Annotated in this window: 22 protein-coding genes; 7 read left to right on the top strand and 15 right to left on the bottom strand. The window is 71.5% G+C overall.

Annotated elements, in window-relative coordinates; genetic code table 11:
* The first annotated feature begins 60 nt into the window (after positions 1–60).
* On the top strand, positions 61–1,797 hold the full coding sequence (locus ACZ6AA_RS12860) for a sensor histidine kinase (protein WP_471457944.1): 1,737 nt from the start codon (positions 61–63) through the stop codon (positions 1,795–1,797).
* Between the two features lie 150 nt (positions 1,798–1,947).
* Entirely contained in the window at positions 1,948–3,030 is a 1,083-nt protein-coding gene (locus tag ACZ6AA_RS12855; RefSeq protein WP_471457942.1) for a M23 family metallopeptidase, read from the top strand.
* Between the two features lie 149 nt (positions 3,031–3,179).
* Here ACZ6AA_RS12855 and ACZ6AA_RS12850 read toward each other — a convergent pair whose 3' ends face one another.
* From ACZ6AA_RS12850 to ACZ6AA_RS12820, 7 genes are all read right to left on the bottom strand, one after another.
* Positions 3,180–4,046: a Cof-type HAD-IIB family hydrolase gene (locus ACZ6AA_RS12850; RefSeq protein WP_468453798.1), complete on the bottom strand. Its 867-nt coding sequence runs from the start codon at positions 4,044–4,046 to the stop codon at positions 3,180–3,182.
* Between the two features lie 114 nt (positions 4,047–4,160).
* On the bottom strand, positions 4,161–5,063 hold the full coding sequence (locus tag ACZ6AA_RS12845; RefSeq protein WP_468453796.1) for an LLM class flavin-dependent oxidoreductase: 903 nt from the start codon (positions 5,061–5,063) through the stop codon (positions 4,161–4,163).
* A 57-nt stretch (positions 5,064–5,120) separates the two neighbouring features.
* Positions 5,121–5,567 (bottom strand): hypothetical protein, encoded by a 447-nt coding sequence (locus ACZ6AA_RS12840; RefSeq protein ID WP_468453794.1) that lies wholly within the window; start codon positions 5,565–5,567, stop codon positions 5,121–5,123.
* A 270-nt stretch (positions 5,568–5,837) separates the two neighbouring features.
* Positions 5,838–6,800, bottom strand: coding sequence for a MerR family transcriptional regulator (locus tag ACZ6AA_RS12835; RefSeq protein WP_468454293.1), 963 nt, complete (start codon positions 6,798–6,800; stop codon positions 5,838–5,840).
* 179 nt (positions 6,801–6,979) lie between these two features.
* Positions 6,980–8,002, bottom strand: coding sequence for a metal-dependent hydrolase (locus ACZ6AA_RS12830; protein WP_471458466.1), 1,023 nt, complete (start codon positions 8,000–8,002; stop codon positions 6,980–6,982).
* 47 nt (positions 8,003–8,049) lie between these two features.
* Positions 8,050–9,831, bottom strand: a complete 1,782-nt coding sequence (locus ACZ6AA_RS12825; RefSeq protein ID WP_468453792.1) for an SDR family oxidoreductase — start codon at positions 9,829–9,831, stop codon at positions 8,050–8,052.
* On the bottom strand, positions 9,828–10,715 hold the full coding sequence (locus tag ACZ6AA_RS12820; RefSeq protein ID WP_468454289.1) for a M24 family metallopeptidase: 888 nt from the start codon (positions 10,713–10,715) through the stop codon (positions 9,828–9,830). The genes ACZ6AA_RS12825 and ACZ6AA_RS12820 overlap by 4 nt, the downstream gene beginning before the upstream one ends.
* A 311-nt stretch (positions 10,716–11,026) precedes the next feature.
* On the opposite strand from ACZ6AA_RS12820, the gene ACZ6AA_RS12815 reads away from it, so the two are divergent.
* The 5 genes from ACZ6AA_RS12815 to ACZ6AA_RS12795 all read left to right on the top strand — a co-directional run bounded on the left by ACZ6AA_RS12815 (position 11,027) and on the right by ACZ6AA_RS12795 (position 15,007).
* Positions 11,027–12,064, top strand: coding sequence for an ABC transporter ATP-binding protein (locus ACZ6AA_RS12815; protein ID WP_471458464.1), 1,038 nt, complete (start codon positions 11,027–11,029; stop codon positions 12,062–12,064).
* Positions 12,054–12,935, top strand: coding sequence for an ABC transporter permease (locus ACZ6AA_RS12810; RefSeq protein WP_468481448.1), 882 nt, complete (start codon positions 12,054–12,056; stop codon positions 12,933–12,935). The genes ACZ6AA_RS12815 and ACZ6AA_RS12810 overlap by 11 nt, the downstream gene beginning before the upstream one ends.
* A gap of 52 nt (positions 12,936–12,987) precedes the next feature.
* Positions 12,988–13,899, top strand: a complete 912-nt coding sequence (locus ACZ6AA_RS12805; RefSeq protein ID WP_468453788.1) for an ABC transporter ATP-binding protein — start codon at positions 12,988–12,990, stop codon at positions 13,897–13,899.
* 11 nt (positions 13,900–13,910) lie between these two features.
* Positions 13,911–14,633 carry an ABC transporter permease subunit gene (locus ACZ6AA_RS12800; RefSeq protein ID WP_468453786.1) on the top strand — a complete coding sequence of 241 codons (723 nt, stop codon included), beginning with the start codon at positions 13,911–13,913 and terminating at the stop codon, positions 14,631–14,633.
* 107 nt (positions 14,634–14,740) lie between these two features.
* Positions 14,741–15,007, top strand: coding sequence for an SGM_3592 family protein (locus ACZ6AA_RS12795; RefSeq protein WP_468453784.1), 267 nt, complete (start codon positions 14,741–14,743; stop codon positions 15,005–15,007).
* Between the two features lie 446 nt (positions 15,008–15,453).
* Here ACZ6AA_RS12795 and ACZ6AA_RS12790 read toward each other — a convergent pair whose 3' ends face one another.
* From ACZ6AA_RS12790 to ACZ6AA_RS12755, 8 genes are all read right to left on the bottom strand, one after another.
* Positions 15,454–16,284, bottom strand: coding sequence for an HAD family hydrolase (locus tag ACZ6AA_RS12790; RefSeq protein WP_468453782.1), 831 nt, complete (start codon positions 16,282–16,284; stop codon positions 15,454–15,456).
* Positions 16,281–17,570 (bottom strand): serine--tRNA ligase, encoded by a 1,290-nt coding sequence (gene serS / locus ACZ6AA_RS12785; protein ID WP_468453780.1) that lies wholly within the window; start codon positions 17,568–17,570, stop codon positions 16,281–16,283. The genes ACZ6AA_RS12790 and serS overlap by 4 nt, the downstream gene beginning before the upstream one ends.
* 702 nt (positions 17,571–18,272) lie before the next feature.
* Entirely contained in the window at positions 18,273–19,208 is a 936-nt protein-coding gene (gene pheA, locus ACZ6AA_RS12780) for a prephenate dehydratase (RefSeq protein ID WP_471457937.1), read from the bottom strand.
* Between the two features lie 79 nt (positions 19,209–19,287).
* Positions 19,288–20,547, bottom strand: coding sequence for an iron uptake transporter deferrochelatase/peroxidase subunit (efeB, locus tag ACZ6AA_RS12775; protein ID WP_468453776.1), 1,260 nt, complete (start codon positions 20,545–20,547; stop codon positions 19,288–19,290).
* 6 nt (positions 20,548–20,553) lie between these two features.
* Positions 20,554–22,596: a copper resistance CopC/CopD family protein gene (locus ACZ6AA_RS12770; RefSeq protein ID WP_468453774.1), complete on the bottom strand. Its 2,043-nt coding sequence runs from the start codon at positions 22,594–22,596 to the stop codon at positions 20,554–20,556.
* A gap of 16 nt (positions 22,597–22,612) precedes the next feature.
* The gene (locus ACZ6AA_RS12765) at positions 22,613–23,224 is read right to left on the bottom strand and encodes a copper chaperone PCu(A)C (RefSeq protein WP_471457935.1); all 612 of its coding nucleotides are present in this window, start codon (positions 23,222–23,224) and stop codon (positions 22,613–22,615) included.
* Positions 23,221–23,919, bottom strand: coding sequence for an SCO family protein (locus tag ACZ6AA_RS12760; RefSeq protein WP_468453770.1), 699 nt, complete (start codon positions 23,917–23,919; stop codon positions 23,221–23,223). The genes ACZ6AA_RS12765 and ACZ6AA_RS12760 overlap by 4 nt, the downstream gene beginning before the upstream one ends.
* 71 nt (positions 23,920–23,990) lie before the next feature.
* The gene (locus ACZ6AA_RS12755) at positions 23,991–24,728 is read right to left on the bottom strand and encodes a YcnI family copper-binding membrane protein (RefSeq protein ID WP_471457933.1); all 738 of its coding nucleotides are present in this window, start codon (positions 24,726–24,728) and stop codon (positions 23,991–23,993) included.
* Positions 24,729–24,864: the final 136 nt, after the last annotated feature.

Genomic DNA, 24,864 nt, shown 5'->3' with positions numbered 1-24,864 from the left:
GGCCAGGGGCCGATGAAGGTTCGACTTTCCACAGCAAATCGGACTAACTACGCTCAAGGCATGTCCGTCCCCCCGGCCCCCGCCCCCACCCCGCCTCCCGAAGGCAGCCCGGACCCGGCGGAGGTCGCGGGCCAGGCGACCCGCAGCCTCCAGGGGCTGTCCACTGAGCTGACCGCGCGCGTACCGCAGCTCCTGGAGGCGATGCGTTCCGTCGGCACCGGCCTGGAGCTGCACACCACCCTGGACCGCATCTGCGAGACCGCGGCCGAGCTCACGGACGCCCGCTACGCGGCGATCGGCGTCGTCTCCGAAGACGGCGACGGGCTCGCCGACTTCGTCTACCACGGCATCGACGAGGCCACCGCCGCCCGCATCGGCCGCCTCCCCGACGGACACCGCGGGCTGCTCGGCGCGCTCATCCACCAGCCGGAGACGCTGCGCCTCGCCGACCTGGCCGCCGATCCGCGCTCCTGCGGCTTCCCGGCCCACCACCCGCCGATGCGCGGCTTCCTGGGGGTGCCGATCCGCGTCCAGGGCGAGATCTTCGGCAACCTCTACCTCACGGAGAAGCGCGACGGCGGCGAGTTCAACGACTACGACGTGCACATGGTCCGCGTCCTCGCCACGGAGGCGGGCATCGCGATCGGCAACGCGCGCCTGTACGAGGCCGCCAAGCAGCGCGAGCGGTGGATCGACGGCTCCGTGGCGGTCACCACGGCGCTGCTCTCCGGCTCCGACGCGGAGGACGCCCTCGCGGTCGTCGCGGAGCAGGCGCGCCATCTGGCCGACTCGGCGGCCGGCATCGTGCTGCTGCCCGACGAGGAGGGCGGCATGGAGATCGTCGCCGTGTCCTCGGACCGGCCCAGCGGGGCGCTCGGCGTGGTGGTGCCTCCGGAGAGCCGCATCATCGCCGACCTGCTCGACGGGCGGGCCGTGTTCATCGACGACGCGGCCACCGACCCGCGCATCATGACCGACCTCGCCCGCACCTACGGGCCCGCCATGATGCTGCCCCTGCAGAGCGACGGCCGGGTCCTGGGGACGCTCGTCACGCCCCGCGCGCGTGGGGCACGCCCCTTCACGGAGGCCGAGCGGACCCTCGCCACCCAGTTCGCCTCGCAGGCCGCGCTCGCCCTGATGATGGCCGAGGCGCAGCGCGACCGGGAGCGCCTCGCCGTCTACGAGGACCGCGACCGGATCGCCCGCGATCTGCACGACCTCGTCATCCAGCGGCTGTTCGCCACCGGGATGATGCTGGAGAGCGCCCAGCGGCGGTCCGTCGTGCCGGAGGTGCAGCAGGGCGTCGGCAAGGCCGTGGACGAGCTGGACGTGACGATCCAGGAGATCCGTACGGCCATCTTCGCGCTCCAGCAGGGGCCCGCCGAGGCGCCCGCCGGGCTGCGCACCCGCGTCCTGCGCGAGATCAACATGGCGGCCGTGCCGCTCGGCTTCAAGCCCTCCCACCACTTCGTGGGCCCCGTCGACACGATCGTCGGGGAACTCACCGGCAAAAACCTCATCGCGGCGCTCCGTGAGGCCCTGTCGAACGCCTTCCGGCACGCGGGGGCCGCCCGCATCGACGTCGTCGTCGACGCCACGCTGGTCCTGCCGGACGGCGAGCGGGGCGTACGCCTGACCGTGGCGGACGACGGCGTCGGCATCACGGAGGGCGGCCGCCGCAGTGGCCTGAAGAACCTCAAGCGGCGCGCGGAGTCCCTGGGGGGCGACAGTTGGTACGGGCCGGGCATCGGCGAGGACGGCGGCGGGACGACGGTGGTGTGGCAGGCGCCGTACTGATGTGGGGCGGGGGCGTCTTCCGGGGGCGGCTCCCGGGGCGTGCGATGCGCCCCTGTTCGGCGGTACCGCGTGCCCCGTACGGGTCACCGGGTCCCCCGCGCGTACGAGTTCCCCGGGCGCCGCGCGCCCGTGCGGGCAACGATCCGGGACATGCGTCCCCTGCCCTGCCGCCCCCTTGTCGCACCCGTTCTGCCGGTCCTGCTGTGCGCGCTCGTCGCTCTCGGCGTGCCCGGGACTGCGGCCGCTGACGACGGGCCGAACGGAAGCCACGGAAGTGACGGGCACGGCGGGCCGAGCACCAGCGTGGAGGTGGCACGCCTCTACGTAGAGGCCCAGTCCGCGACCCTGCGCTACGAGGCGGGGCGGCGCGCGGCCGGAGTGCAGCGTGCCCGCGTCGAGCACCTGGAGCGGCTGCTCGCCAAGGAGCGGTACGAGGTCGACGTGCTGCACGAGGACCTGGGCCGGATGGCCACCGCCCAGTACCGCACCGGCGGCGGCCTGCCGCTCACCGCGCGCCTGCTGCTCGCGGACAACCCCGACGAACTGCTGCGCGGCAGGCGCGTCGTGGGGCAGGCGGACCTCGCCGTCACCAACACCGTCGCCCGGACCCAGCGGGCCGCCGCCAGGCTCGCCACGGCCCAGCGGTCCGCCACCCGGGCCCGGGACGTGCTCGACCGGCGGGAGGCGCGCCTCGCCCGGCTCAAGCGGCACATCGAGGCGAAGCTGGAGTCGGCGCGGTGGACGCTGCAGGAGGAGGCCGACGCGTCGGCCGCCGCGGGCAGGTGCCGGGGCGCCGTCCGCATCGCGCAGCCGGAATCGTCAGCTACGCGCGCGTGGGTGACGCCCGTGGAGACGTACGACCTGTCCGCGGGCTTCGACAGCGCGGGTGCGCGCTGGGCGGCCCGGCACACCGGGCAGGACTTCGCCGTCGGCATCGGCGCCCCGGTGCGGTCGGTGGGCGCAGGGCGGGTGGTGCGGGTGGCGTGCGGCGGCGGCTTCGGGATGGAGGTCGTGGTGGGGCACGAGGACGGCTCCTACACGCAGTACGCGCACTTGGCGTCCGTCGCCGTCGACCAGGGGGAGCGGGTGCGCACCGGGCAGTGGGTCGGCCAGGCGGGCACCACCGGCAACTCGACCGGCCCGCACCTGCACTTCGAGGCACGGCTGACGCCGGACCTGGGCTCCGGGGTGGACCCGGTGGGGTGGCTCGCGGAGCGGGGGGTGGGGCTCTGAGGCCCGTCCGGTGCGTCGGGGCGGACAGCGTCCGGGCCCGGGGTGTCCGAGCCAGGGATGTCCGAGCCAGGGTGTTCGGGCCCAGGGCGTCCAGGCCGGGGCACAGGCACCCCGGTCGACGCGTCCCGTGCGGGGCGGCCCCGCCGGATCTACCGCTCGGCCAGTATTCGTTCGATGACCACCGCGACGCCGTCCTCGTTGTTGGCGACCGTGCGGCCGGACGCCGCCGCGATCACGTCCGCGTGGGCGTTGCCCATGGCGTACGAGACACCGGCCCAGGTGAGCATCTCGATGTCGTTCGGCATGTCTCCGAAGGCGACGACTTCCTCGTGGCTGATGCCGCGCTCGGCGCAGCACAGGGCGAGGGTGCTGGCCTTGGAGACGCCGGGGCCGCTGATCTCCAGGAGGGCGGTGGGGCTGGACCGGGTGATCTCCACGCGGTCGCCCACGGCCACTCGGGCCAGGGTCAGGAACGCGTCCGGCGACAGCTCGGGGTGGTGGGCGAGGACCTTGAGGACGGGCTGGTCGGCGCTGTCGGACTCGGCCGTGAGGAGCTTCTCGGCGGGCGCCACGCTGACGGCGGGGTCCAGGTGCAGCGGCGGATAGGCCGGTTCGTGGTGCACCCCGCCGGTCCGCTCGATCGCGAAGGACGTGCCGGGCGCCGCCGCGCGCAGGATGCCGATCACGTCGAGGGCGATGGCGGGGTCGAGCTCCCGCACCATCACGAAGCGGTGGCTTCCGGGGCCCCCGTGCAGGTCGACCACCGCGGCGCCGTTCCCGCAGATGGCCAGGCCGTGGCCGTGCACATGGTCGCTGACGACGTCCATCCAGCGGGCCGGGCGCCCGGTCACGAAGAAGACCTCGATCCCGGCGGCCTCGGCGGCGGCGAGCGCGGCGACGGTCCGTTCCGAGACGGACTTGTCGTCGCGCAGCAGCGTGCCGTCCAGGTCCGTGGCGATCAGCCGGGGCGGAACGGAGGGGGCCGGGACGTGGGGCCGCGGGGTGGTTGAGGTCACGTACGCGATTGTCCCGCATATGCGCGCACGGGTGTGTGGCGGGGCGCACATCTGAGTACGTCTCACACCCGTGCGCCCCTGCCGCACCTCCGGTCCGCCGGGCGGGCGCCCGCGTCAGAGCTGTGCGAGCGCCTCCGTCGCGATGCGCTCGAAGACCTTCTCGTCCGCGCCGAAGTCCGTGCCGGGCAGCGGCCAGTGCAGGACGAACTCGTCGATGCCGAGCGCGGCGTGCTTCCCGGCGAAGTCGACGAAGGCGTCGAGGGAGTCCAGCGGGCGGTCCGGGGTGAAGCCGGTGAGCAGCACCTTGTCCAGCTCCTCGACGTCACGGCCGACGTCCGCGCAGGCCTTGCCGAGCTTGTCGAGCTGGCCGCGGACGGCCTCCAGGGACTGCTCGGGGGTGCCCGTCGCGGAGATCTTCGGGTCGCCCGTCGTCACCCACGCCTGCCCGTGCCGCGCGGCGAGCCGCAGGCCGCGGGGCCCGGTGGCGGCCACGGCGAACGGCAGCCGGGGGCGTTGCACACAGCCGGGGATGTTCCGGGCCTCGTACGCCGCGTACCGCTCGCCCTCGTACGTCACCGAGTCCTCGGTGAGCAGGCGGTCGAGCAGCGGCAGGAACTCTCCGAAGTGGTCCGCGCGTTCCCTGGGTGTCCAGGGCTCCTCGTCGGCGCGGCGGAGCGTGCCGGCGTCGAAGCCGTTGCCGCCGGCGCCGATGCCGAGCGTGACCCGGCCGTTCGACACGTCGTCGAGGGTGATCAGCTCCTTGGCGAGCGTCACCGGGTGCCGGAAGTTCGGCGAGGTCACGAGCGTGCCCAGGCGGATCCGCTCGGTCGCGGCCGCGGCGGCCGTCAGCGTCGGCAGCGCGCCGAACCAGGGCCCGTCGCGGAAGGTCCGCCAGGAGAGGTGGTCATAGGTGTACGCGGTGTGGAAACCGAGCTCCTCCGCGCGCTGCCAGCGCTCCTTGCCCCCCTCGTGCCAGCGGCGGACGGGCAGGATGACGGTGCTCAGACGCAGACTCATGCCTTCGAGCGTACGACGGTCCGGAGGCTTGCCTTCCCCTTGTGGCCGGGCCCGTGCTCAGCGGACCCGGGCGTTCAGCCAGGGCGTGAGCGAGATCATGGGGATCAGTTCTTTGTACGTCTCGTCGCCGGGCAGCGGTACGACCAGCCAGTAGCCGGGCGGGAAGCGGCGCCCCTTGACGTGGGCGAGGCCGCCGAGGACCGACCGCACGAACGCGGGGACCGAGTCGCGCGGGATGTCGTGGCACTGCACGCCGTCGACCTCGATCAGCGCGTCGTCGTCGGGGTAGAGGCGCACGGAGAGCCGCGGGGAGCCGCCGAACTCCACGAACGCCTCGTGCGGCAGCGAGCCGTCCGGGTCCGTCGCCACATCGACACCCGCGGCGGTGCGGCGGGAGGTCCGGTCGGCGCCGATGTCGTGCGTGACCTCGATCTCCCGCTCGTGCTCACGCGCTATCGCGCGCAGCGCGGCGACGGCGGCCTCGGTGCTGTGCAGGTGCTCCATGTCTCCCGATCATGCCTGGTCGGCGACGCCCTCGCTCGCTCTCGGCGCGAGGGCTCGTTCTCGGCACGCCTGCGCGCCCTCCGCGGCCCCGCTCGTTCTCCGCGGCCCCGCTCTTCCTCCGCGATCCCGCTCGCTCGCCGCGCGTCCGTCCGTTCTCCGCGCACTCGATTTCTCGCCACCGACTTTTCATCGACGAATTCGAGCCCAAAGGTTTGATCCACAACCAAGTCCGGTTATCCACAGGCTCGTTGACGATTCTGTGGACAACTCTCAGGCGGATGGCGGCTTTTGGGTAACTGGTGCCTGATTGTGGTTAATTGAGGTAAGTCGGTCCAATGTCCGGTTGTGGACTTCCCGTTCAGCAGCCGCCGCGATGAACTCTGCCGCGTGCTCCCGCCCAACCAGCTCCTGGACAGCGCGCATTGTGTCGGCGGGCAGACCCACGTACGCGGGCTCGTCGCCCGCTCGGAGGGGTTCCTCGGCGACGAGGTGGCGGCGCAGGTTCCGGGTGGCCAACAGGCGCATCGCACGCGCCAGTTCCGCGTCGACCGACTTCTGCGCCAGCGGGCGCAGGCGGCGGATGAGCGAGGCGGCCTCGGCCGCGTCGGCCTCGGTCGGCTGGTGATCGCCGAGATAGCGCGCGAAGACGTACTCGTTGGTGAACTCCAGGAAGCGGGCCGCGATGTGCTCGACCTGCCCCCTCAACTCCCGCAGATGGCTGGAGATCGCCGAGAGCGGCACCCCGGCCGCGTGCAACTCGGCCGCCACCGCAAGCTCTTGCGGGCTCGGCACCAGGAACTCGTCGTCGTTCCCCGGCAGCGGCTCAAGCACGCCGAGCGCGACCGCGTCCGCCACCGCCGCCGGATCCGGGACCCCGCCGAACGCCTCGATCAGCTCCGCCCGCGTGATCCGGTCGGCCTTCTCGTCCGTCCAGGGCCCGTCGACCTCCGCGACCAGGCCGAGCACACCGCCGAGGCCGCGGCCCGCGTCCCAGGCCTCCAGGAGCTCCTTGATGGAGGCGAGGGTGTACCCCCGGTCGAGCAGGTCGGCGATCTGGCGGAGCCGGGCCAGATGCGCGTCCCCGTACACATTGGACCGGCCGCGCCGCTCGGGCCGGGGCAGCAGGCCGCGGTCCTGATAGGCACGGATGGTGCGCACCGTGGCCCCGCTGTGGTGGGCGAGGTCCTCTATGCGGTACTCCACGCGGGGCTCGCCCGGGGCGGGGGCCGACACGTGGGGCGTGCCCGTCCCGCCCGCGGCCTGCGCGTCCCCCGTGTCCCCCGTGTCTTCCGCGTCCTGCGTGCCCTGCGTGTCCTGCGCGCCCTCGGCGTCCCGCGCGTCCCACCGCTCCGTACGCGACCCCGTGGCCGACCCGTCCTCCACCACGCTTCCGCCCTTCCCGACGCTCCGTACTAGGCGATCGCCGCGCGCCCCGCCACCGCCGCCGCGGTCCGTGCCGCGGGCGACTGCGCCAGATAGTCGACGGCCTTGCGCAGCGAGCCCTCCTGCGACGGATGGTACGACCGCCGCAGGTAGCGGGGTACGGCCGCGCCGAGCTTCCGCATGGAGGGCAACAGGCCCTTGTCCACGGCCCTGTTGTACGCCCGGGGGGTCAGCCGGGGCCGGGGCCTCCCCGCTGCCCCTGTGCTCGCCGCCGCTCCCGCGGTCCCCGTCGCCCTCGCGGAGCGCGGACGCAAGCGCGGATCGAAGCGCGGGTCGTGGCGGAGCAGATACGCGCTGCCCCAGATCCACAGGTAGAGCATCACGGGCGCCGTGACCGCCATGGCCGCGACCCGACGCGCGTACCGGGACGTGCCCGTGCCGCCGCAGTGCTGGTACATGTCGAATGCGACCGCGCGGTGCTCCACCTCCTCCGCGCCGTGCCAGCGCAGCAGGTCGAGCATGACGTCGTCCGCCCCGGCCCGGTCGAGCCCGTCGGCGGCGAGCACCCAGTCGCCGAGCACCGCCGTGAACTGCTCGATGGCGGCCACCACCGCGAGCCGGAACCGCAGCCACTCCTGCGTCGACACCAGCGGCCCGAGCGGCGTCCGGTCCCCGAGGAGCCGCTCGAAGAGGAAGTCGACGTACTTCGTGAAGCCGGCCGTGTCCAGGCGCTGCGCCGCCAGGTGGTCGAGCACGTGCGCGTGCTGCACGCTGTGCGTCGCCTCCTGCCCCATGAAGCCCTTGACGTCCTTGAGGAGCACGGGGTCGGTGATCAGCGGCAGGCCCTCCTTGAAGACCTTCACGAACCACCGCTCCCCCGCCGGGAGCAACAGGTGCAGCACGTTGATGACATGCGTGGCGACGGGCTCGTCCGGGATCCAGTCCAGCGAGGTCTCGTCCCAGTCGAACGAGACCCGGCGCGGCACGATCGCGTAGTGCTCTTCCGGCTCTTCCGGCTTCCCAGGCCCTTCCGGCTGCTCCGGCTTCTCCAGTTTCTCCGGCTTCGCCAGTTTCTCCGGTTTCTCCGGCTTCTCCGTGCTCACAGCGGTGGCTCCAATCGGGCTATCGCGCGCAGGGCCTTGGGCGTGAAGCGGGACATGAGGTGGGCGCCGCGCGCCTCCGGGGTGACGGGGACGACGGCCTGATTGCGCACGACGGCGCGAAGGACGGCGTCGGCGACCTTCTCCGGGGGGTAGTTCCGCAGGCCGTAGAGGCGGGCGGACTTCTTCTGGCGGCGCTTCTCCTCGTCGGCGGAGACCCCGGCGAAGCGGGCGGTCGCCGTGATGTTCGTGTTCACGAAGCCCGGGCAGATCGCCGAGACCCCGATGCCCTGCCCGGCCAGCTCCGCGCGCAGGCACTCGCTGAGCATCAGGACGGCGGCCTTCGACGTGCTGTACGCGGGGAGGGCCTTGGAGGGCTGATAGGCCGCCGCCGACGCGGTGTTGACGATGTGCCCGCCCTGGCCGCGCTCCGCCATCTGCCTGCCGAACAGACGGCACCCGTGGATCACACCCCACAGGTTGACGTCGAGGACCTTCTTCCAGTCCTCGGAGCTGGTGTCGAGGAAGGAGCCGGACAGGCCGATGCCCGCGTTGTTCACCAGGACGTCCACCACGCCGTACTCCGTGGCGACCTTCTCGGCCAGCTTCTCCATGGCCTGCTCGTCGCTGACGTCGACCGTCTCCGCCCAGGCCGCAGGGGCGCCCACGAGCCGGGAGAGCTCCGCCGTGCGCGCCGCGCCCTCCGCGTCCCGGTCGACGGCGATCACCCGCGCGCCCGCCTCCGCGAACGCGAACGCCGTGGCCCGCCCGATGCCGCTGCCCGCGCCCGTGACCAGGACGAGCTGGCCCGCGAACCGCTCGGCGTGCTTGCCGGGCGCCGGGGCCGCCGCGCTCGCCAGGGCCGTCGGACCGCCGTCCTCATGGGCCGTGACGAACTCCGTGATCCACGCGGTGAGCTGGTCCGGGCGGGTGCGCGGCACCCAGTGCTTGGCGGGGAGGGTGCGCCGCGTCAACTGCGGGGCCCACGACTCCAGGTCGTCGTACAGCTTCTCCGAGAGGAAGATGTCGCCGGAGGGGACGATGAGCTGCACCGGGACGTGTGCGTAGGCGTCCGCGCGGGGCCTGCGCAGGCGGGCGCGGACGTTGTCGCGGTAGAGCCAGGCTCCGTGCGCGGCGTCCGACGGCAGCGACAGCGTGGGATAGCCGTCGGCGGGGACCTTCTCCAGGCGCTGGAGGATCTTCGGCCAGCGCTTGCCGAGCGGGCCGCGCCAGGCCAGCTCGGGCAGGACGGGGGTGTGCAGCATGTACACGTACCAGGACTTGGCGCCCTGGCCGACGAGTTGGGCGGCGCGGCGCGGGGTCGGCCGCGTCATGCGCTTCTTGATCCAGTGCCCGAAGTGGTCGAGGGACGGACCCGACATCGAGGTGAAGGACGCTATCCGCCCCTGTGTGCGCTCGACCGTCACGAACTCCCAGGCCTGCACCGAGCCCCAGTCGTGGCCCACCAGGTGCACCGGCCGGTCCGGGCTGACCGCGTCCGCGACGGCGAGGAAGTCGTCGGTGAGCTTCTCCAGCGTGAAACCGCCGCGCAGCGGCTTCGGCGCCGTCGACCTGCCGTGCCCGCGCACGTCGTACAGCACCACGTGGAAGCGGTCCGCCAGGCGCGTGGCCACCTCGGACCACACCTCCTTGGAGTCCGGATAGCCGTGCACGAGCAGCACCGTGGGCCGCGCCGCGTCCCCCAGCTCGGCGACGCACAGCTCCACGCCGCCCGTGCGCACCCAGCGCTCACGCGCACCCAAGAGATCCACGGTGGTCATGCGGCAGCCCTTTCCTCGGCCCAGCGCCGCACATGCGGCAGATCGTCGTCCAGCCAGAAGGCGCTCTGCTCGGGGTCCTTGGAGTCGGTGACGACCAGGATCTCCTCGAACTTCGCGCCCGTGCCGCGGAAGCCCAGATGCGGCTCGACCGCCCACAGGCCCGGCTGCGGCGGGTGGTCGGAGAACTTGTACGGCGACCACAGGGGCGACCAGCCGTCCCGGTGGCCGTGCAGCGCGTCGCTCGCGAGGCCCTTCAGGGACTGCGTGCCGAACCCGAACACGTGCGGGGAGATCCGGCGCTCCTTGACCCGGTCGACCTTGTGCGCGATGACGCCGAAGGGATACGCGCGATGGCGGTTGGCGTACCCCTGGCGGACCATGAGCCGGTCCACGTCCTCGTAGATCTCGCGCAGCGGGCGGCGCTCGCGGACCTCGCGCAGGATCAGCTCGCGGTGCGCTTCGAGGTCCGCGAGCAGCTTGTCGTGCACGGGGTTGAGGCCGAGGCAGCCGGAGTAGCCGATGTCGGCCGTGCAGCCCTGGAACACCGGGGCCATGTCGAGGATGAAGGGCATCCCCGGCTCCAGCCTGCGGTTGGTCGGGAAGAACTGCAGCGGTATCCGGAAGTTCGTGAACGCCGTGCGGTCGCCGAACCAGGCGAACGGCAGATGGAACCAGTCCCGCACCCCCCGCTCGCGCAGCCAGTCCCGCTGCATCCGCGCCGCCTCGCGCTCCGTCACCCCCGGCTTCAGCTGGGCGGCGACGGCCTCCGCGCACGCGTACGCGAGGGCCTGCACCTGCCGGAACCCCCGCAGCTCCGCGGAGAGTTCACCCTTCGTTGCCGAGGTCACTGCCGAGCTCACTGCCGAGGTCCCCGTCGAGGTCATGGCTGAGGTCATGCCACCGTCCGTCCGTCGTGTCCGCGCGCGCCGTGCCGCTCGCGCCCGCGCTCCGTCGTCTCCGTACGCGCTCGTAACTTGACACTGATGAATGTGACAATGGCTGACGGCTGCGTCAATAGTTCTGCCCAACCCCGCGGGACAGGTCCGGAAGTTCCCCGAGGCGGTCCCCGGGGGAACCTGTAGGGGGCGACTTACGGACGACCCCTACGGGCCCGTAATACTCGAGAGTGACGGCCGATCGAGCCTCAGGGCTGACGCCTTCGTGTGGTGCACGCCACTACGTTCGAAGCGTGACTGTGATCGCGACCGAAAGCCTGAGCATGCGGTTCCCCCGGGTGACCGCACTTGACCGGCTCTCCTTGGACATCGGACCCGGTGTGACCGGACTCGTCGGAGCCAACGGAGCCGGCAAGTCCACTTTGATCAAGATCCTGCTGGGTCTGTCCCCCGCCACGGAGGGCCGTGCCGCCGTGCTCGGCCTCGACGTCGCCACCGAAGGCGGCCGGATTCGCGAGCGCGTCGGCTACATGCCCGAGCACGACTGTCTGCCGCCCGACGTCTCGGCCACCGAGTTCGTCGTCCACATGGCGCGCATGTCGGGCCTGCCGCCGGCCGCCGCCCGCGAGCGCACCGCGGACACCCTGCGCCATGTCGGGCTCTACGAAGAGCGCTACCGCCCCATCGGCGGCTACTCGACCGGCATGAAGCAGCGCGTGAAGCTCGCCCAGGCGCTGGTGCACGACCCGCAGCTGGTCTTCCTCGACGAGCCGACCAACGGCCTCGACCCGGTCGGCCGCGACGAGATGCTCGCCCTGATCCGCCGGGTGCACACCGACTTCGGCATCTCGGTCCTGGTCACCTCGCACCTCCTGGGCGAACTGGAGCGCACCTGCGACCACGTCGTCGTCATCGACGGCGGCAAGCTCCTGCGCTCCAGCTCCACCACGGACTTCACCCAGACCACGGCGACCCTCGCCATCGAGGTCACCGACAGCGACGAGCACCCGGACGGCACCGCCGCCCTGCGCAAGGCCCTCCAGGGCCACGGCGTCGCCACCCAGGACGACGGCGGGGGCCTCCCCGGCGCCGGGCACACCGTGCTCCTGGAGGCGGCGAGCGAGGACACCTACGACCTCGTCCGGGACGTGGTGGCCGACCTCGGCCTCGGCCTGGTCCGCATGGAACAGCGCAGGCACCACATCGCGGAGGTCTTCCGCACCAAGGACCAGAGCGACGAGAGCGACGGGAACGACGGGAACGACGGGAACGACGCCGAGGGGCGTGCGTCCGAGCCCGTCTCCGCGCAGACGGGAGGCGGCCGCGATGCCCGCTGACTCCACACAGATCCACAACATCGGCTACCGCCACTACGACGGCCAGCGCCTCGGCCGCGCGTACGCCACCCGCTCGCTGTTCTCGCAGAGCCTGCGCGGCGCCTACGGCCTCGGCCGCTCCGCCAAGTCCAAGGTCCTGCCGATGATCCTCTTCGGGGTCATGTGCGCCCCCGCGCTGATCATGGTCGCGGTCGCCGTGGCCACCAAGGCCAACGACCTCCCCGTCGACTACACGCGCTACGCGGTCCTGCTCCAGGCCGTCATCGGCCTCTACCTGGCCGCGCAGGCGCCGCAGACCGTCTCCAGGGACCTGCGGTTCAAGACCGTGCCCCTGTACTTCTCGCGCCCCATCGAACGCGTCGACTACGTACGCGCCAAGTTCGCGGCACTCGCGAGCGCGCTGTTCATCCTGACGGCCGTCCCGCTGGTCGTGCTCTACGTAGGAGCACTGCTCGCCAAACTCGACTTCGCCGACCAGACGAAGGGCTTCGCCCAAGGGCTGGTCTCCGTAGCGCTGCTCTCGGTGCTGTTCTCCGGGATCGCGCTGGTCATCTCGGCGGTCACCCCGCGCCGCGGCTTCGGCATCGCCGCCGTCATCGCCGTCCTGACCATCTCCTACGGAGCGGTCTCCACCGTCCAGGCCATCGCCCACGAACAGGGCAGCTCCGAAGCCATCAGCTGGCTCGGCCTGTTCTCGCCGATCACCCTCATCGACGGCGTGCAGACCGCCTTCCTGGGCGCCACGTCCGCCTTCCCCGGGCAGGAGGGCCCCTCGACCGGCACGGGCGTCGTGTACGTCCTCGTCGTCCTCGCCCTCATCGCCGGAAGCTACGCCGGCCTGATGCGCCGCTACCGAAAGGCCGGGCTCTAGCCATGTCCCTCCCGTCTCCCGCCACCACCCTTCCAAGGAACGGGCTGCGCCCATGAGCACTCTGAGCATCGACCACGTCTCCCGCTGGTTCGGCAACGTGGTGGCGGTCAACGACATCACCATGACGATCAGCCCCGGAGTCACCGGCCTGCTCGGCCCGAACGGCGCCGGGAAGTCCACGCTCATCAGCATGATGGGCGGTTTCCTCGCCCCCTCCACGGGCAGCGTCACCCTCGACGGCCACCCCACCTGGCGCAACGAACAGATCTACAAGCACCTGGGCATCGTCCCCGAGCGCGAGGGGATGTACGACTTCCTCACCGGCCGCGAATTCGTCGTCGCCAACGCCGAGTTGCACGGCCTCGGCAAGAAGGCCGCCCAGCGCGCCCTCGCCACGGTCGAGATGGAGTACGCGCAGGACCGCAAGATCTCCACGTACTCCAAGGGCATGCGGCAGCGCGTGAAGATGGCCTCCGCGCTCGTCCACGAGCCGTCCGTGCTGCTGCTCGACGAGCCCTTCAACGGCATGGACCCCCGCCAGCGTATGCAACTCATGGAGCTGCTGCGCACGATGGGCGACGACGGCCGCACCGTCCTGTTCTCCTCGCACATCCTCGAAGAGGTCGAACAGCTCGCCTCGCACATCGAGGTGATCGTCGCCGGACGCCACGCGGCCAGCGGCGACTTCCGCAAGATCCGCCGCCTGATGACGGACCGGCCGCACCGCTACCTGGTGCGCTCCAGCGACGACCGCACGCTCGCCGCCGCACTGATCGCCGACCCGTCCACCGCGGGCATCGAAGTCGACCTGGACGAGGGCGCGCTGCGCATCCAGGCCGTCGACTTCGGGCGCTTCACCACCCTGTTGCCACGCATCGCCCGCGAACACGACATCCGGCTGCTCACCGTCTCGCCCTCGGACGAGTCGCTCGAGTCGGTCTTCTCCTACCTCGTCGCGGCCTGAAGGGAGTCACCGTGTACGACCCGACTGTCGCCCGGCTCACCTACCGGGCCCTCCTCGGCCGCCGCCGGGCCCTCATCCTCTTCGCCCTGCCGCTGCTGCTCATCGTCATCTCCGTGGCGGTACGCGCCCTCAGCGGCGCCGACGACCAGGTCGCGTCCGACCTGCTCGGCGGGTTCGCGCTCGCCACGATGGTGCCGATCATCGGCGTCATCGCGGGCACCGGCGCGATCGGCCCCGAGATCGACGACGGCTCCGTGCTCTACCTGCTGTCCAAGCCGGTCAAACGGCCCACGATCATCGTCACCAAGCTCACCGTCGCCATCGCCGTCACCATGGCGTTCTCGGCGCTCCCGACGTTCATCGCGGGCATGATCCTCAACGGCAACGGCCAGCAGATCGCCGTCGCCTACACGATCGCCGCCCTCGTCTCCTCCATCGCGTACGCGGCGATCTTCCTGCTGCTCGGCACGATCACCCGGCACGCGGTGGTCTTCGGGCTCGTGTACGCCCTCGTGTGGGAGGCGCTGTTCGGCTCCCTGGTCTCCGGGGCGCGCACGCTCAGCGTCCAGCAGTGGTCCCTCGCCGTCGCCCACAAGGCCGCGGACGGCGGTGACCTGGTCACCTCCGACGTGGGGCTGCCCGCCGCGGTGATCCTGCTGATCGTGGTCACGGCCGGGACCACGTGGTACGCCGGGCAGAAGCTGCGCACGCTGACGCTGGCCGGTGACGAGTAGGTCCTCGCAGGGACCAGTAGGTCCTTGAAGTCTTGACGGCGTCTTCACCCTCCCACCCGGACACTGGTGGGAGGGGGATGCTTCAGCTGTGGCCGGGAGGTGCCGCGATGGCATCGGACAAGGGACGGGACGAAGGGGCCGGGGAGACAGGCGGGGCCGGTGAGCCCGGGAGCGCCGGGGACGGGCCGTGGGACGACGTGGTCCTCGACGACGACTTCGTACGGTCCGCGGAGGCCGCCGAGCCGTCGGCCCGCGCCCGGATGCTCTCCGCGCGGTGGCGGGACCGGGCGCCCGAGCCGCAGCCCTGGCGGTCCGACGAGCCGCCCGCGGGGTGGTTCTTCAGTCGGCGGCGGAAGAAGTGGCGTCGGAAGTAGGGCAGTGGCGTCGGAAGTAGTGCGCGGGCCCCTCGGGAGCTTCGGGGCGGCTTCCGCGGCGAGAAAAATCGGTGGCGGGGCGCGGCGCCGGTCGGCAGAGTAGGGGGTGTCACCGCGTCGGGGCCCCGCCCCGGTGCTCACCATCTGGGAGAGGAGCCGACGATGTTCAACCACCCGTCGTCGTGCTCCCGGCAGGGCGGTCCGCGGCAGGCTCCGGAGTAGTCACTGCACTCCGTCCGAGCCCGCGCCACGGGGGATCGCCCGGGGCGGCCGCTTCGAGCGCGCACATTTCGCTGCGCGGGCCGCCCACCCAACGTTGCACTGGCCGGGCCTGGGGTCACGGGAAGCTTCCCGTGCCCTGGGTCCGGCCTTCTGCACGTCCGCGTGACAGTGGCCGTCGAACGGGTCTGTGCCCACAGCAGGACGTGGCCCTAGCCGGGAAACCGCTACGGCAGCAACCGCTCCAGGACCGCCGCGATGCCGTCCTCCTGGTTGGACGCCGTGACCTCGTCCGCCACCGCCTTGAGGTCCTCGTGGGCGTTGGCCATGGCTACGCCGTGGGCGGACCAGGCGAACATCGGGATGTCGTTGGGCATGTCGCCGAAGGCGATCGTGTCCGCGGCCTTCACGCCGAGGCGCCGGGCCGCCAGGGACAGGCCCGTCGCCTTCGTCAGGCCGAGCGGCAGGAGTTCCACTATGCCCTCGCCCGCCATCGTGACGCCGACCAGATCGCCCGCGGCCTGCTGCGCCACGGCCGCCAGCTCGTCGTCGCTCAGCCCGGGATGCTGGACGTACACCTTGTTGAGCGGCGCCGACCACAGCTCCGCCACGTCGGTGAACGGGACGGCGGGGAGCGGGCCCTCCTGGACCACGTACCCGGGGCCGACCAGGACCTCGCCGTCCAGGCCGTCGCGGCTCGCGGCGAGTGCCAGCGGGCCGACCTCCGCCTCGATCTTGGCGAGGGCCAGGCCCGCGAGCTGGCGGTCCAGGGTCACGGAGGTCAGCAGGCGGTGCTCACCCGCGTGGTAGACCTGCGCGCCCTGGCCGCACACGGCGATGCCCTCGTAGCCGAGGTCGTCCAGGACGTGCCGGGTCCAGGCGACGGAGCGGCCGGTGACGATGATGTGGGCCGCGCCCGCCGCGGTGGCCGCGGTGAGGGCGTCCCGGGTGCGCGCCGAGACCGTGTCGTCGGGGGACAGGAGCGTCCCGTCGAGGTCGGTCGCGACGAGCGGGTACGGGAAGGACGGGCCGGGGCCGCCCGTGCGCGCGGTGCTCACTTGGCGAGGGGCTCCAGGATCTCCCGGCCCCCCAGATACGGGCGCAGGACCTCGGGGACGCGCACGGAACCGTCGGACAGCTGGTGGTTCTCCAGGATCGCCACGATCGTGCGGGGCACCGCGCACAGCGTGCCGTTCAGCGTCGAGAGCGGCTGGACCGCCTTCTTGCCGTCGCGCTCCTCGCGCATGCGCACGGACAGGCGGCGGGCCTGGAAGCTGTCGCAGTTCGACGCGGACGTCAGCTCGCGGTACTTGCCCTGGGTGGGGATCCACGCCTCGCAGTCGAACTTGCGCGAGGCCGATGCGCCCAGGTCGGCGGAGGCGACATCGATCACCTGGAAGGGCAGCTCAAGACCGGTCAGCCACTGCTTCTCCCAGTCCAGGAGCCGCTGGTGCTCGGCCGCGGCGTCCTCAGGCGCGACGTACGAGAACATCTCGACCTTGTCGAACTGGTGCACCCGGAAGATGCCGCGGGTGTCCTTGCCGTACGTCCCGGCCTCGCGGCGGAAGCAGGGCGAGAACCCGGCGTACCGCAGGGGGAGCTTGTCGGCGTCGATGATCTCGTCCATGTGGTACGCCGCGAGCGGGACCTCGGAGGTGCCGACCAGGTAGTAGTCGTCCTTCTCCAGGTGGTACACGTTCTCGGCGGCCTGGCCGAGGAAGCCGGTGCCCTCCATGGCGCGAGGGCGGACCAGGGCGGGGGTCAGCATCGGCGTGAACCCGGCCTCCGTGGCCTGCGCGATGGCCGCGTTGACCAGCGCGAGCTCAAGGAGCGCGCCGACGCCCGTCAGGTAGTAGAAGCGCGATCCGGAGACCTTCGCGCCCCGCTCGACGTCGATGGCGCCGAGCGCCTCGCCGAGCTCCAGGTGGTCCTTGGGCTCGAAGCCCTCGGCGGCGAAGTCGCGGATCGTGCCGTGCGTCTCCAGGACGACGAAGTCCTCCTCGCCGCCCACCGGCACGTCCTCGTGCACGAGGTTGCCGAGCTGGAGGAGGAGGCGCTTGGTCTCCTCGTCGGCCTCGTCCTGCGCGGCGTTCGCGGCCTTCACCGCGGCGGCCAGCTCGCCGGCCTTCTTCAGGAGCTCGGCCTTCTCGTCGCCGGAGGCCTTGGGGATGAGCTTGCCGAGGGCCTTCTGCTCGGAGCGGAGCTCGTCGAAGCTCAGCCCGGACGACCGGCGCCGCTCGTCGGCGGAGAGCAGGGCGTCGACGAGGCCGACGTCCTCTCCACGGGCGCGCTGAGAAGCGCGAACACGGTCGGGGTCCTCACGGAGCAGGCGAAGGTCAATCACCCCTCAAGGCTACCGTCGCACGGTTCCGGCCCACGACTTGATATTCACTTCATGGGCGATATGACCGTTTTGCCGGAATGGGAATTCCCGTGAGTGACGTGCGGGTGTCGTGCCGGTGGCCGGAGATCGCCGCGGGTTCCCGGGGTCAATAAACCGGACACGAATCCCCGAAACGGGGCAGATGTCTGCCGCCGCCTTGACTCGATCCCCTTGTGGGAAACGGGACTTGGGGAGCCGGTTGTCCACAGGAATGGAGGCATCCGGAAAGTTATCCACAGGCTGTGCGAAAGATCTGTGGACACCGGAACGTGGCGCTCCGAATGCCGCCTCCGCGTCGATGTATTCCTGCCCCAAACCCCCTCTGGACCAACTTTCGAGTGGAAATGGTTAACTCCAAAGAGTTGATCAATGGAAAAGGATGGACGAGGGGTGATGTGCGGGGCTGTGGACGCAACTGGGGGCTGAGGATCGCTATGTCGACGATGTCGTACTTCGTTGTCGACTTGTCCCCAGATCGAGAAGGGCACCTGTGGATAACTTCTGTGGACAACGTAAATCAGCAGGTAGTACTGCGTTTTCAGCCATGACGACGGCCGCGGGGAGCCCATGGCGAAGCACGGGGAAACGTCAGGCGAAGGCGCGGCGAACGCCCGGGCGAAGGCTCGCTCGAAGGTTCAGTGATCGCTCAGAAACGGCGAACGCTCAGAAACGGCCGTCCTGGCATTGCGTCAGCCAGTCCGAAGCCGCCAGGAATTCCTCGTCGGACGTGCCGGCCCGCAGCGGCCGCACATCCTCCACCGCCACCCCCGCGCGCGGATACGACCCGAGGAAGCGCACCTTCGGGCAGATCCGCTTCAGGCCCATCAGCGCCTCGCCCACCCGGCGGTCGGTGATGTGACCCTCGGCGTCCACGCTGAAGCAGTAGTTGCCGATGCCCTGTCCTGTCGGCCGGGACTCGATCCGCATCAGGTTGACCCCGCGCACCGCGAACTCCTGGAGCAGTTCGAGCAGGGCACCGGGGTGGTCGTCGCCGAGCCAGATGACGAGCGACGTCTTGTCCGCGCCGGTGGGCGCCGCGGGCCGGCCGGGCCGGCCGACCAGGACGAAGCGGGTCGCGGCGTTGGCCGCGTCGTGGATCTCGGTGACCAGCGGCTCCAGGCCGTACGTCGCCGCGGCGAACTCACCCGCGAAGGCCGCGTCGTACCGCCCCTCCTGGACCTGCCGGGCGCCGTCGGCGTTGGACGCCGCCGACTCCCACAGCGCGTCGGGCAGATGGGTCGCGAGCCAGTTGCGCACCTGCGGCTGGGCCACGGGGTGGCCGGTGACCGTCTTGATGTCCTTGAGCTCGGTGCCGGGCCGGACCAGGAGCGCGAAGGCGATGGGCAGCACGACCTCGCGGTAGATCATCAGCGGCTCGCCGGTGGCGAGTTCGTCGACGGTCGTCGTGACGCCGCCCTCCACCGAGTTCTCGATCGGCACGAGTGCCGCCGCGGCCTCGCCGGAGCGCACCGCGTCCAGCGTGGCCGGCACGGACAGCATCGGAACCAGTTCCCGCGTGGCCGCTTCCGGCAGCGTGCGCAGGGCCGCTTCGGTGAAGGTGCCTTCGGGGCCGAGGTAGGTGTAGCGCGTCGCCGACATACCGTCACCCTAATGGCGCGCCGTGAGACGCGTCTCATCCAGCCCGAGCGAACGACGACGGCACGGCATGTGACCTGAGTCACCCCTCCAGCAGTCGCTGTCCCACGTACTCCCCGGCCTCCGCGCCCCCCGGCACCGCGAACAGACCGCTCGCCTCGTGCCGGATGAACTCCGAAAGCGCGTCCCCCCGGTCGAGCTTGCGCTGCACCGGCACGAAGCCCTTCAGCGGGTCCGCCTGCCAGCAGATGAAGAGCAGCCCGGCGTCCGGTTCGCCCTTGGCGTCGAAGCCGTCGTGGTACGAGAAGGGGCGCCGCAGCATCGCGGCGCCGCCGTTCTGGTCGGGCCGGGTGATGCGGGCGTGGGCGTTGAGCGGGACCACGAGCTTGCCGTCGGCGCCGGTCTTCTCCAGCTTCATCTCGGTGGTCTCCGTGCCGCCGGTCAGCGGCGCCCCGTCGGCCTTGCGGCGCCCGATGACCTCCTCCTGGGCCCTGGTGGCCAGCTTCTCCCAGTCGTCGAGGAGCATGCGGATGCGGCGTACGACGGCGTAGGAGCCCCCGGCCATCCAGGCGGGGTCCGTGCCGTCCGGCTTCTCGGGCACGAAGATCCGCTTGTTGAAGTCGTCGTCGGACGGCTTCGGGTTGTTCGTGCCGTCGACCTGGCCCATCAGGTTGCGGGCCGTCATCGGGCGGGCGGTGGCGCCGGGCGAGCGGTTGAAGCCGTTCATCTGCCAGCGCACCTTCGCCGCCTCACCGGCCTGCTGTTGCAGGGCACGCAGCGCGTGGAAGGCGACGAGCGGGTCGTTCGCGCCGATCTGCACCCACAGGTCGCCGCCGCTGCGGGACTTGTCGAGGCGGTCGGAGGAGAAGTCGGGCAGCGGGTCCAGGGCGGCCGGGCGCTGCTTCTCCAGGCCGGTGCGGCGGAAGAAGCCGTGTCCGAAGCCGAAGGTGACGGTGAGCGCGGACGGGCCCGCGTCCCGGGCGATGTCGGTGTCCGGGCCCCGGCCGTCCACCGGCTCGCCCGCCATCAGCCGCGCGGCGGTGGCCGACCAGCGGCGCAGCAGGGCCGCGGCCTCCTTGCGCCCGGCGCCCGGCGCGAGATCGAAGGCGATCAGATGGCCGCGGGACTGCACGGGCGTGGTGATCCCCGGCTGGTGTTTCCCGTGAAACATCACCTCGTCCGTGCCGAGCGACGTCAGGGCCGCCCGTGACTCGGCTGCGGAGTCGGACGAGCCCGAGGACGCCGCGGCGTACCCGGCGGCGCCGCCCGCCGCGCCGAGCGCGAGGCCGGTGGCGCCCGCTGTGCCGAGCAGGCGCCGTCGCGAAATGGTGTGGTCCGCCATGGTGGGTCAGCCGATCTGCACGTTCTTGTCGAGGGTCACTTGGTCGATGTCGGAGGTGCGCACGGTCAGTTTGACCTGCCACTTGCCGGCCATCGGGACTTGCACGCCGCTCGCGCTCCAGTGTCCGGTCGCGATGCGGTCGGGGGCGACGGGCAGCGGGCCGACGTCCTTCGCCTTGAGGGTGAAGGACACCTTGACCTCGGGCAGGTCGAAGGCGCTGCCGTTGGGTCGGGTCGCGTAGACGTGCAGGTCGTTGCTGCCGGTGCGGCCCGGGGTCAGCTCCATGCGGACGGCGCCCTTGCCGTCCTTGCCGCCGGTGTCGAACGGGAAGTCGACCTTGACCGGGCCCGCGGGCTGCTGCGCCGAGGCGGCGGAGGCGTTCTTGGCCTCCTCCTCGGTGCGGCCCGGTTCGGTGCTGGTCAGGAGCGTGGTGACGGCGAGCACGACGACGGCGACGCCCGCCTCGGCGAACACCGAGCGGCGCAGGCCCGAGCGGTGCGGGTCGGCGTCGCGGATGCGCTTCTGGCGGGCGGTGTCCATGGCGGCCTGCTGCCGGGCGAGCTGGGCGGCACGCTTGTCCTGGCCGGGGGTCTTGGCGCCGGACGCCTTGCCGCCGTTGTTGCTCTTGCCCGCGTCGGCCTTGTCGCCGCCGCTCTTGCCGTCGGTGGCGGTGAGGTCCGCCGAGACGCCCGTCTTGGAGCTGTGCGCCACGGCGACGGGCTTCTTCTTCTTGGTCGAGGTGCGCTGTTCGACGACCGCCGCGGCCGCGGCCTCGGGCGCCATCCCCCCGGCCTCCCCCGCGATCCGCCCGGTCCACCGCCGCGACACCGCGGCGACGCCCACGAGGACGGCGACGAGGCCGATCTTGACGAGCAGCAACTGCCCGTACCCGGTCTCGACGAGCGCGGTCCACGAGCCGACCTGCCGCCACGACTGGTAGAGGCCGGTCGCCGCGAGCGTCACGACGCTGACGAAGGCGACGCCGGAGAACCGCCGCACCGCGGCCGCCTCGATGTCGGGCGCGCGGTACAGGCACAGCAGCAGCGCCGCGAGCCCGCCGAGCCAGGCGGCCACGGCCAGCAGGTGCAGCACGTCGACGGGCATCGCGATCCCGGCCTGGATGCCGGTCGAGGCGTGCTCGGCGAGCGCCCAGGTGGCCGCGATGCCGATGGCGACGACGCCCCCGCCGATGGCCAGGCCGAAGGCGAGGTCCCGCTTCTCCTTGGCGTCCTCGCGCCGCTCGTACGCCCCGAAGAGGACGGCGATGAACAGCGCGGCGGCCGCGAGGAGCAGCAGCCGGGAGACGAGGGCGGCGCCGGTCTTGGTCTGGAGCACGTCGCCGAGCTTCGCCAGGTCGAAGGCGTCGCCGAGCTTGCCGGAGCCGGTGTAGGGCGCGCGCAGCAGCAGGGTCACCAGGGTGGCGCCGGTGAGGGCGAGCCAGCCGCCGACGACGAGGCGCTGGAGCGGCCGGACGCCCGCGCCGCGCTGCCAGCAGCCGAGGACGAAGGCGGCGCCGCCGACGACGACGGTGAACCCGGCGTAGGCGACGTAGCGCGCGATGTCGTAGAGGGTGCCGACGAGTCCGCCGCCGACGTCCTGGTCGGGCAGCGAGACCTTGGTGGCGGAGGGCGCGCCGATGGAGAAGGTGAAGGCCCCGGCGATGGGGTGGCTGTCGGCGGAGACGACCTGGTAGGCGACGGTGAAGGTGCCGTCGGGCAGGCCCGGCTTCAGCTTCACGCCGTACGCGTTCGAGCCGAGGTCGCTGGTCTTGCCGGTGTCGACGCGCTTGCCCGCGGGGTCGAGGACCCGGACCGAGCCGTCGGACATGGCGACCTTCTCGGAGAAGGTCAGAGACACCTGCTCGGGTGCCTTGTCGACCACCGCTCCCTGCTTGGGGTCGCTCCCGGTGAGCGCGGCGTGCGCTCCGGCGGGCGCCGCGGCGGCGAGTACGGAGCCGAGGACGGCGCCGATCAGGGCGACGGCGACGAGCAGCAGTCGTCCGTAGCCGGTCAGGGCGGCCGGCCCCGGGCGGGGAGCGGTGGTCCGCATCAACTCTTCAGTCCCCTCAGTGCGACGAGTGCTTGTCGGTCGACGAGTGCTTGTCGGTGGTGGAGTGGGTCTTCGCGTTGCTCGGGTCGTGCTGCTTGGTGCTTTCGGAGGAGCTGTCCGGGCTGTACGTGGCGGACTTCACCGGCACCTGGACGGTGATCGGCTTCGACTTCTCGAAGCGAAGGGTGACCGCCACCTTCTCGCCCTGCTTCGGCTTGTGCTTGAGCTCCTCGAGCATGATGTGGTTGCCGCCGCGCGAGAAGTCGAGGGTGCCGTCGGCGGGCACGGTGAACGACTTCCGCTCCTTCATCGTGGAGCCGACGGTGGCGTGCAGGGTGACGCTGCCCGCGATCGGGCTGGAGGCGCCGACGAGCTTGTCCGCCGCGCCCTTGTTGGTGACGGTGAAGAAGCCGCCGGCCATGTCGTCCATCGCCGGTACGGGGATGTAGGCGCCGCCGACCGAGAGGTCGGGCTTCTTCGCGGACGCGCTGCCGACTGCTTCCTTGCCGGACTTGTCGGCCTTCTCGGACTTGTCGGAGTCACCGCAGCCCGCGAGGACGAGGCCCGCGGTCAGGGCGAGGGCTCCGCCGGTGAGGAGACGGCGGTGACGGGTGGTGCGGTGGTTCACGGGTTCTGTCCCTTGAGGATCTTGGGGAGGTCCTGCTCGTAGTCCTTGGGCGTGGCGTCCTTGCCGTTGTAGACGACATAGCCGGCGTCGGACTTCGGCGAGAAGGCGATGACCTGAGTGCCGTGCATCGACTCGAACTTGCCGTTCTTGAGCTTCTTGGTCGGCTCGACGTTGATGCCGACGGTGCGGCCGCTGGCCTGGATGGTCGGGAAGTCACCGGTCAGGCCGATGAACTCGGGGTCCTGGGCCTTGAGCCACTTGCCGAGTTCCTTCTCGGTGTCCCGCCCGGGGTCGGTGGTGACGAAGACGACCTGGAGCTTGTCGAGCTCGGCCTTGGTGACGGTCTTCTTCTGCAGCAGCGTCTTCTTGGCGACGGCGATGTTGCTCATCGTCAGCGGGCAGACGTCGGGGCAGTTGGTGTAGCCGTAGTAGAGGAGCACCGGCTTGCCCTTGGTCTGCTCGCGCAGGTCGTACTTCTTGCCGTGGGTGTCCTTCAGGACCAGGTCCGGCTTCTTGAACGGCGTGTCGAGGACCGTCGCGGCCTTGTCCGCCCCGGGCTCCATCGACACGTCGGCGACGGACTGCTTCTTGTTGTCGCCGTCGCCCGAACCGCACGCGCTCAGGGTGAGGGCGGCCGCGGTCAGGACGGCGGCGGCGGAGAGCGTCTTCGTGGTCTGCTTGGTCAACTTGCGCATACGAAAATGTCCCAGATGTGAGGGGGCCGGGACGCGCCGGGGCCGGGCCCGCGGCGCGTCCCGCGGGTGGCTCAGCTGCTGCGGCGGCGTCCGGCGAGCACACCGAAGGCCACGCCCGCGGCGCCGACGACGATGCCGACGATGCCGAGGGTGCGGGCGGTGGTGTCGCTGCTGTCGCTGTCGGAGGCGCTCTCTTCCTTGCCGTCGGACTTCGCGTCGGCCTTGGCGGACTTGTCGTCGTCGGCGGCGCCGCCGTGGTGGTCCTCGGAGGCGGCGCTCAGCGCGAGGGCGGGCGCCGGGAACTCCGGCTCCTCCTGGCCCTTCTGCTGCGGCTCGATCCAGCGGACGACTTCCTTGTTGCTGTACGTCTGCAGCGCCTTGAACACCATCTGGTCGGCGTCCTCGGGGAGCTGGCCGAGGGACAGCGGGAACTTCTGGAAGGTGCCGGGCTCGACGCCCTTGCCGTCGGCGGTCCAGGTGACCTTGGAGACGGCCTCGTCGATCTTCTCGCCGTGGATCTCGATCGGCTTCTTCAGCTTGGTCTTGGTGACCTTCGCCTTCCAGCCCGGGATGGGCTGCGTCATCACGGACGCGAGCGGCTGGTCGGCGGGGAAGGTGATCTCGAGCTTGGTGGTGGAGGCGTCGTCGCGCTCGTTGGGGACCTTGAAGTTGACGGTCGCGTAGCCGCCCTTGGCGGCGACGCCCTCGGGGCTGACGCTGACGTGCGCGAAGGCGGGGACGGCGGAGAGCAGCAGGACGGCGGAGGCGGCGGTGCCGGCGACGACGGAGACGCGGGTCAGGGACTTCATGGCGGAATGCTCCAGTTTCGGCAGGTGGTCACGGCGGTCGTGCCCGTGGTGAACGGTGAATACGGCCGTACGCACTGTGGTGTTCGGAAGGGGACGCGGTGCGCCGGGCCGTGCGGCCGTGCGCGGGTGCGTGCGG

Source organism: Streptomyces sp. NPDC040610 (assembly GCF_055594065.1).
This window is presented reverse-complemented; position numbering and strand designations above follow the sequence as displayed.

Coding starts and splice junctions, on each gene's coding strand:
- ACZ6AA_RS12860 (WP_471457944.1), top strand. CDS start 61: ATGTCCGTCCCCCCGGCCCCCGCCCCCACCCCGCCTCCCGAAGGCAGC.
- ACZ6AA_RS12855 (WP_471457942.1), top strand. CDS start 1,948: ATGCGTCCCCTGCCCTGCCGCCCCCTTGTCGCACCCGTTCTGCCGGTC.
- ACZ6AA_RS12845 (WP_468453796.1), bottom strand. CDS start 5,063: ATGAGTCTGCGTCTGAGCACCGTCATCCTGCCCGTCCGCCGCTGGCAC.
- ACZ6AA_RS12840 (WP_468453794.1), bottom strand. CDS start 5,567: ATGGAGCACCTGCACAGCACCGAGGCCGCCGTCGCCGCGCTGCGCGCG.
- ACZ6AA_RS12825 (WP_468453792.1), bottom strand. CDS start 9,831: ATGACCACCGTGGATCTCTTGGGTGCGCGTGAGCGCTGGGTGCGCACG.
- ACZ6AA_RS12820 (WP_468454289.1), bottom strand. CDS start 10,715: ATGACCTCGACGGGGACCTCGGCAGTGAGCTCGGCAGTGACCTCGGCA.
- ACZ6AA_RS12810 (WP_468481448.1), top strand. CDS start 12,054: ATGCCCGCTGACTCCACACAGATCCACAACATCGGCTACCGCCACTAC.
- ACZ6AA_RS12805 (WP_468453788.1), top strand. CDS start 12,988: ATGAGCACTCTGAGCATCGACCACGTCTCCCGCTGGTTCGGCAACGTG.
- ACZ6AA_RS12795 (WP_468453784.1), top strand. CDS start 14,741: ATGGCATCGGACAAGGGACGGGACGAAGGGGCCGGGGAGACAGGCGGG.
- pheA (WP_471457937.1), bottom strand. CDS start 19,208: ATGTCGGCGACGCGCTACACCTACCTCGGCCCCGAAGGCACCTTCACC.
- efeB (WP_468453776.1), bottom strand. CDS start 20,547: ATGGCGGACCACACCATTTCGCGACGGCGCCTGCTCGGCACAGCGGGC.
- ACZ6AA_RS12770 (WP_468453774.1), bottom strand. CDS start 22,596: ATGCGGACCACCGCTCCCCGCCCGGGGCCGGCCGCCCTGACCGGCTAC.
- ACZ6AA_RS12760 (WP_468453770.1), bottom strand. CDS start 23,919: ATGCGCAAGTTGACCAAGCAGACCACGAAGACGCTCTCCGCCGCCGCC.
- ACZ6AA_RS12755 (WP_471457933.1), bottom strand. CDS start 24,728: ATGAAGTCCCTGACCCGCGTCTCCGTCGTCGCCGGCACCGCCGCCTCC.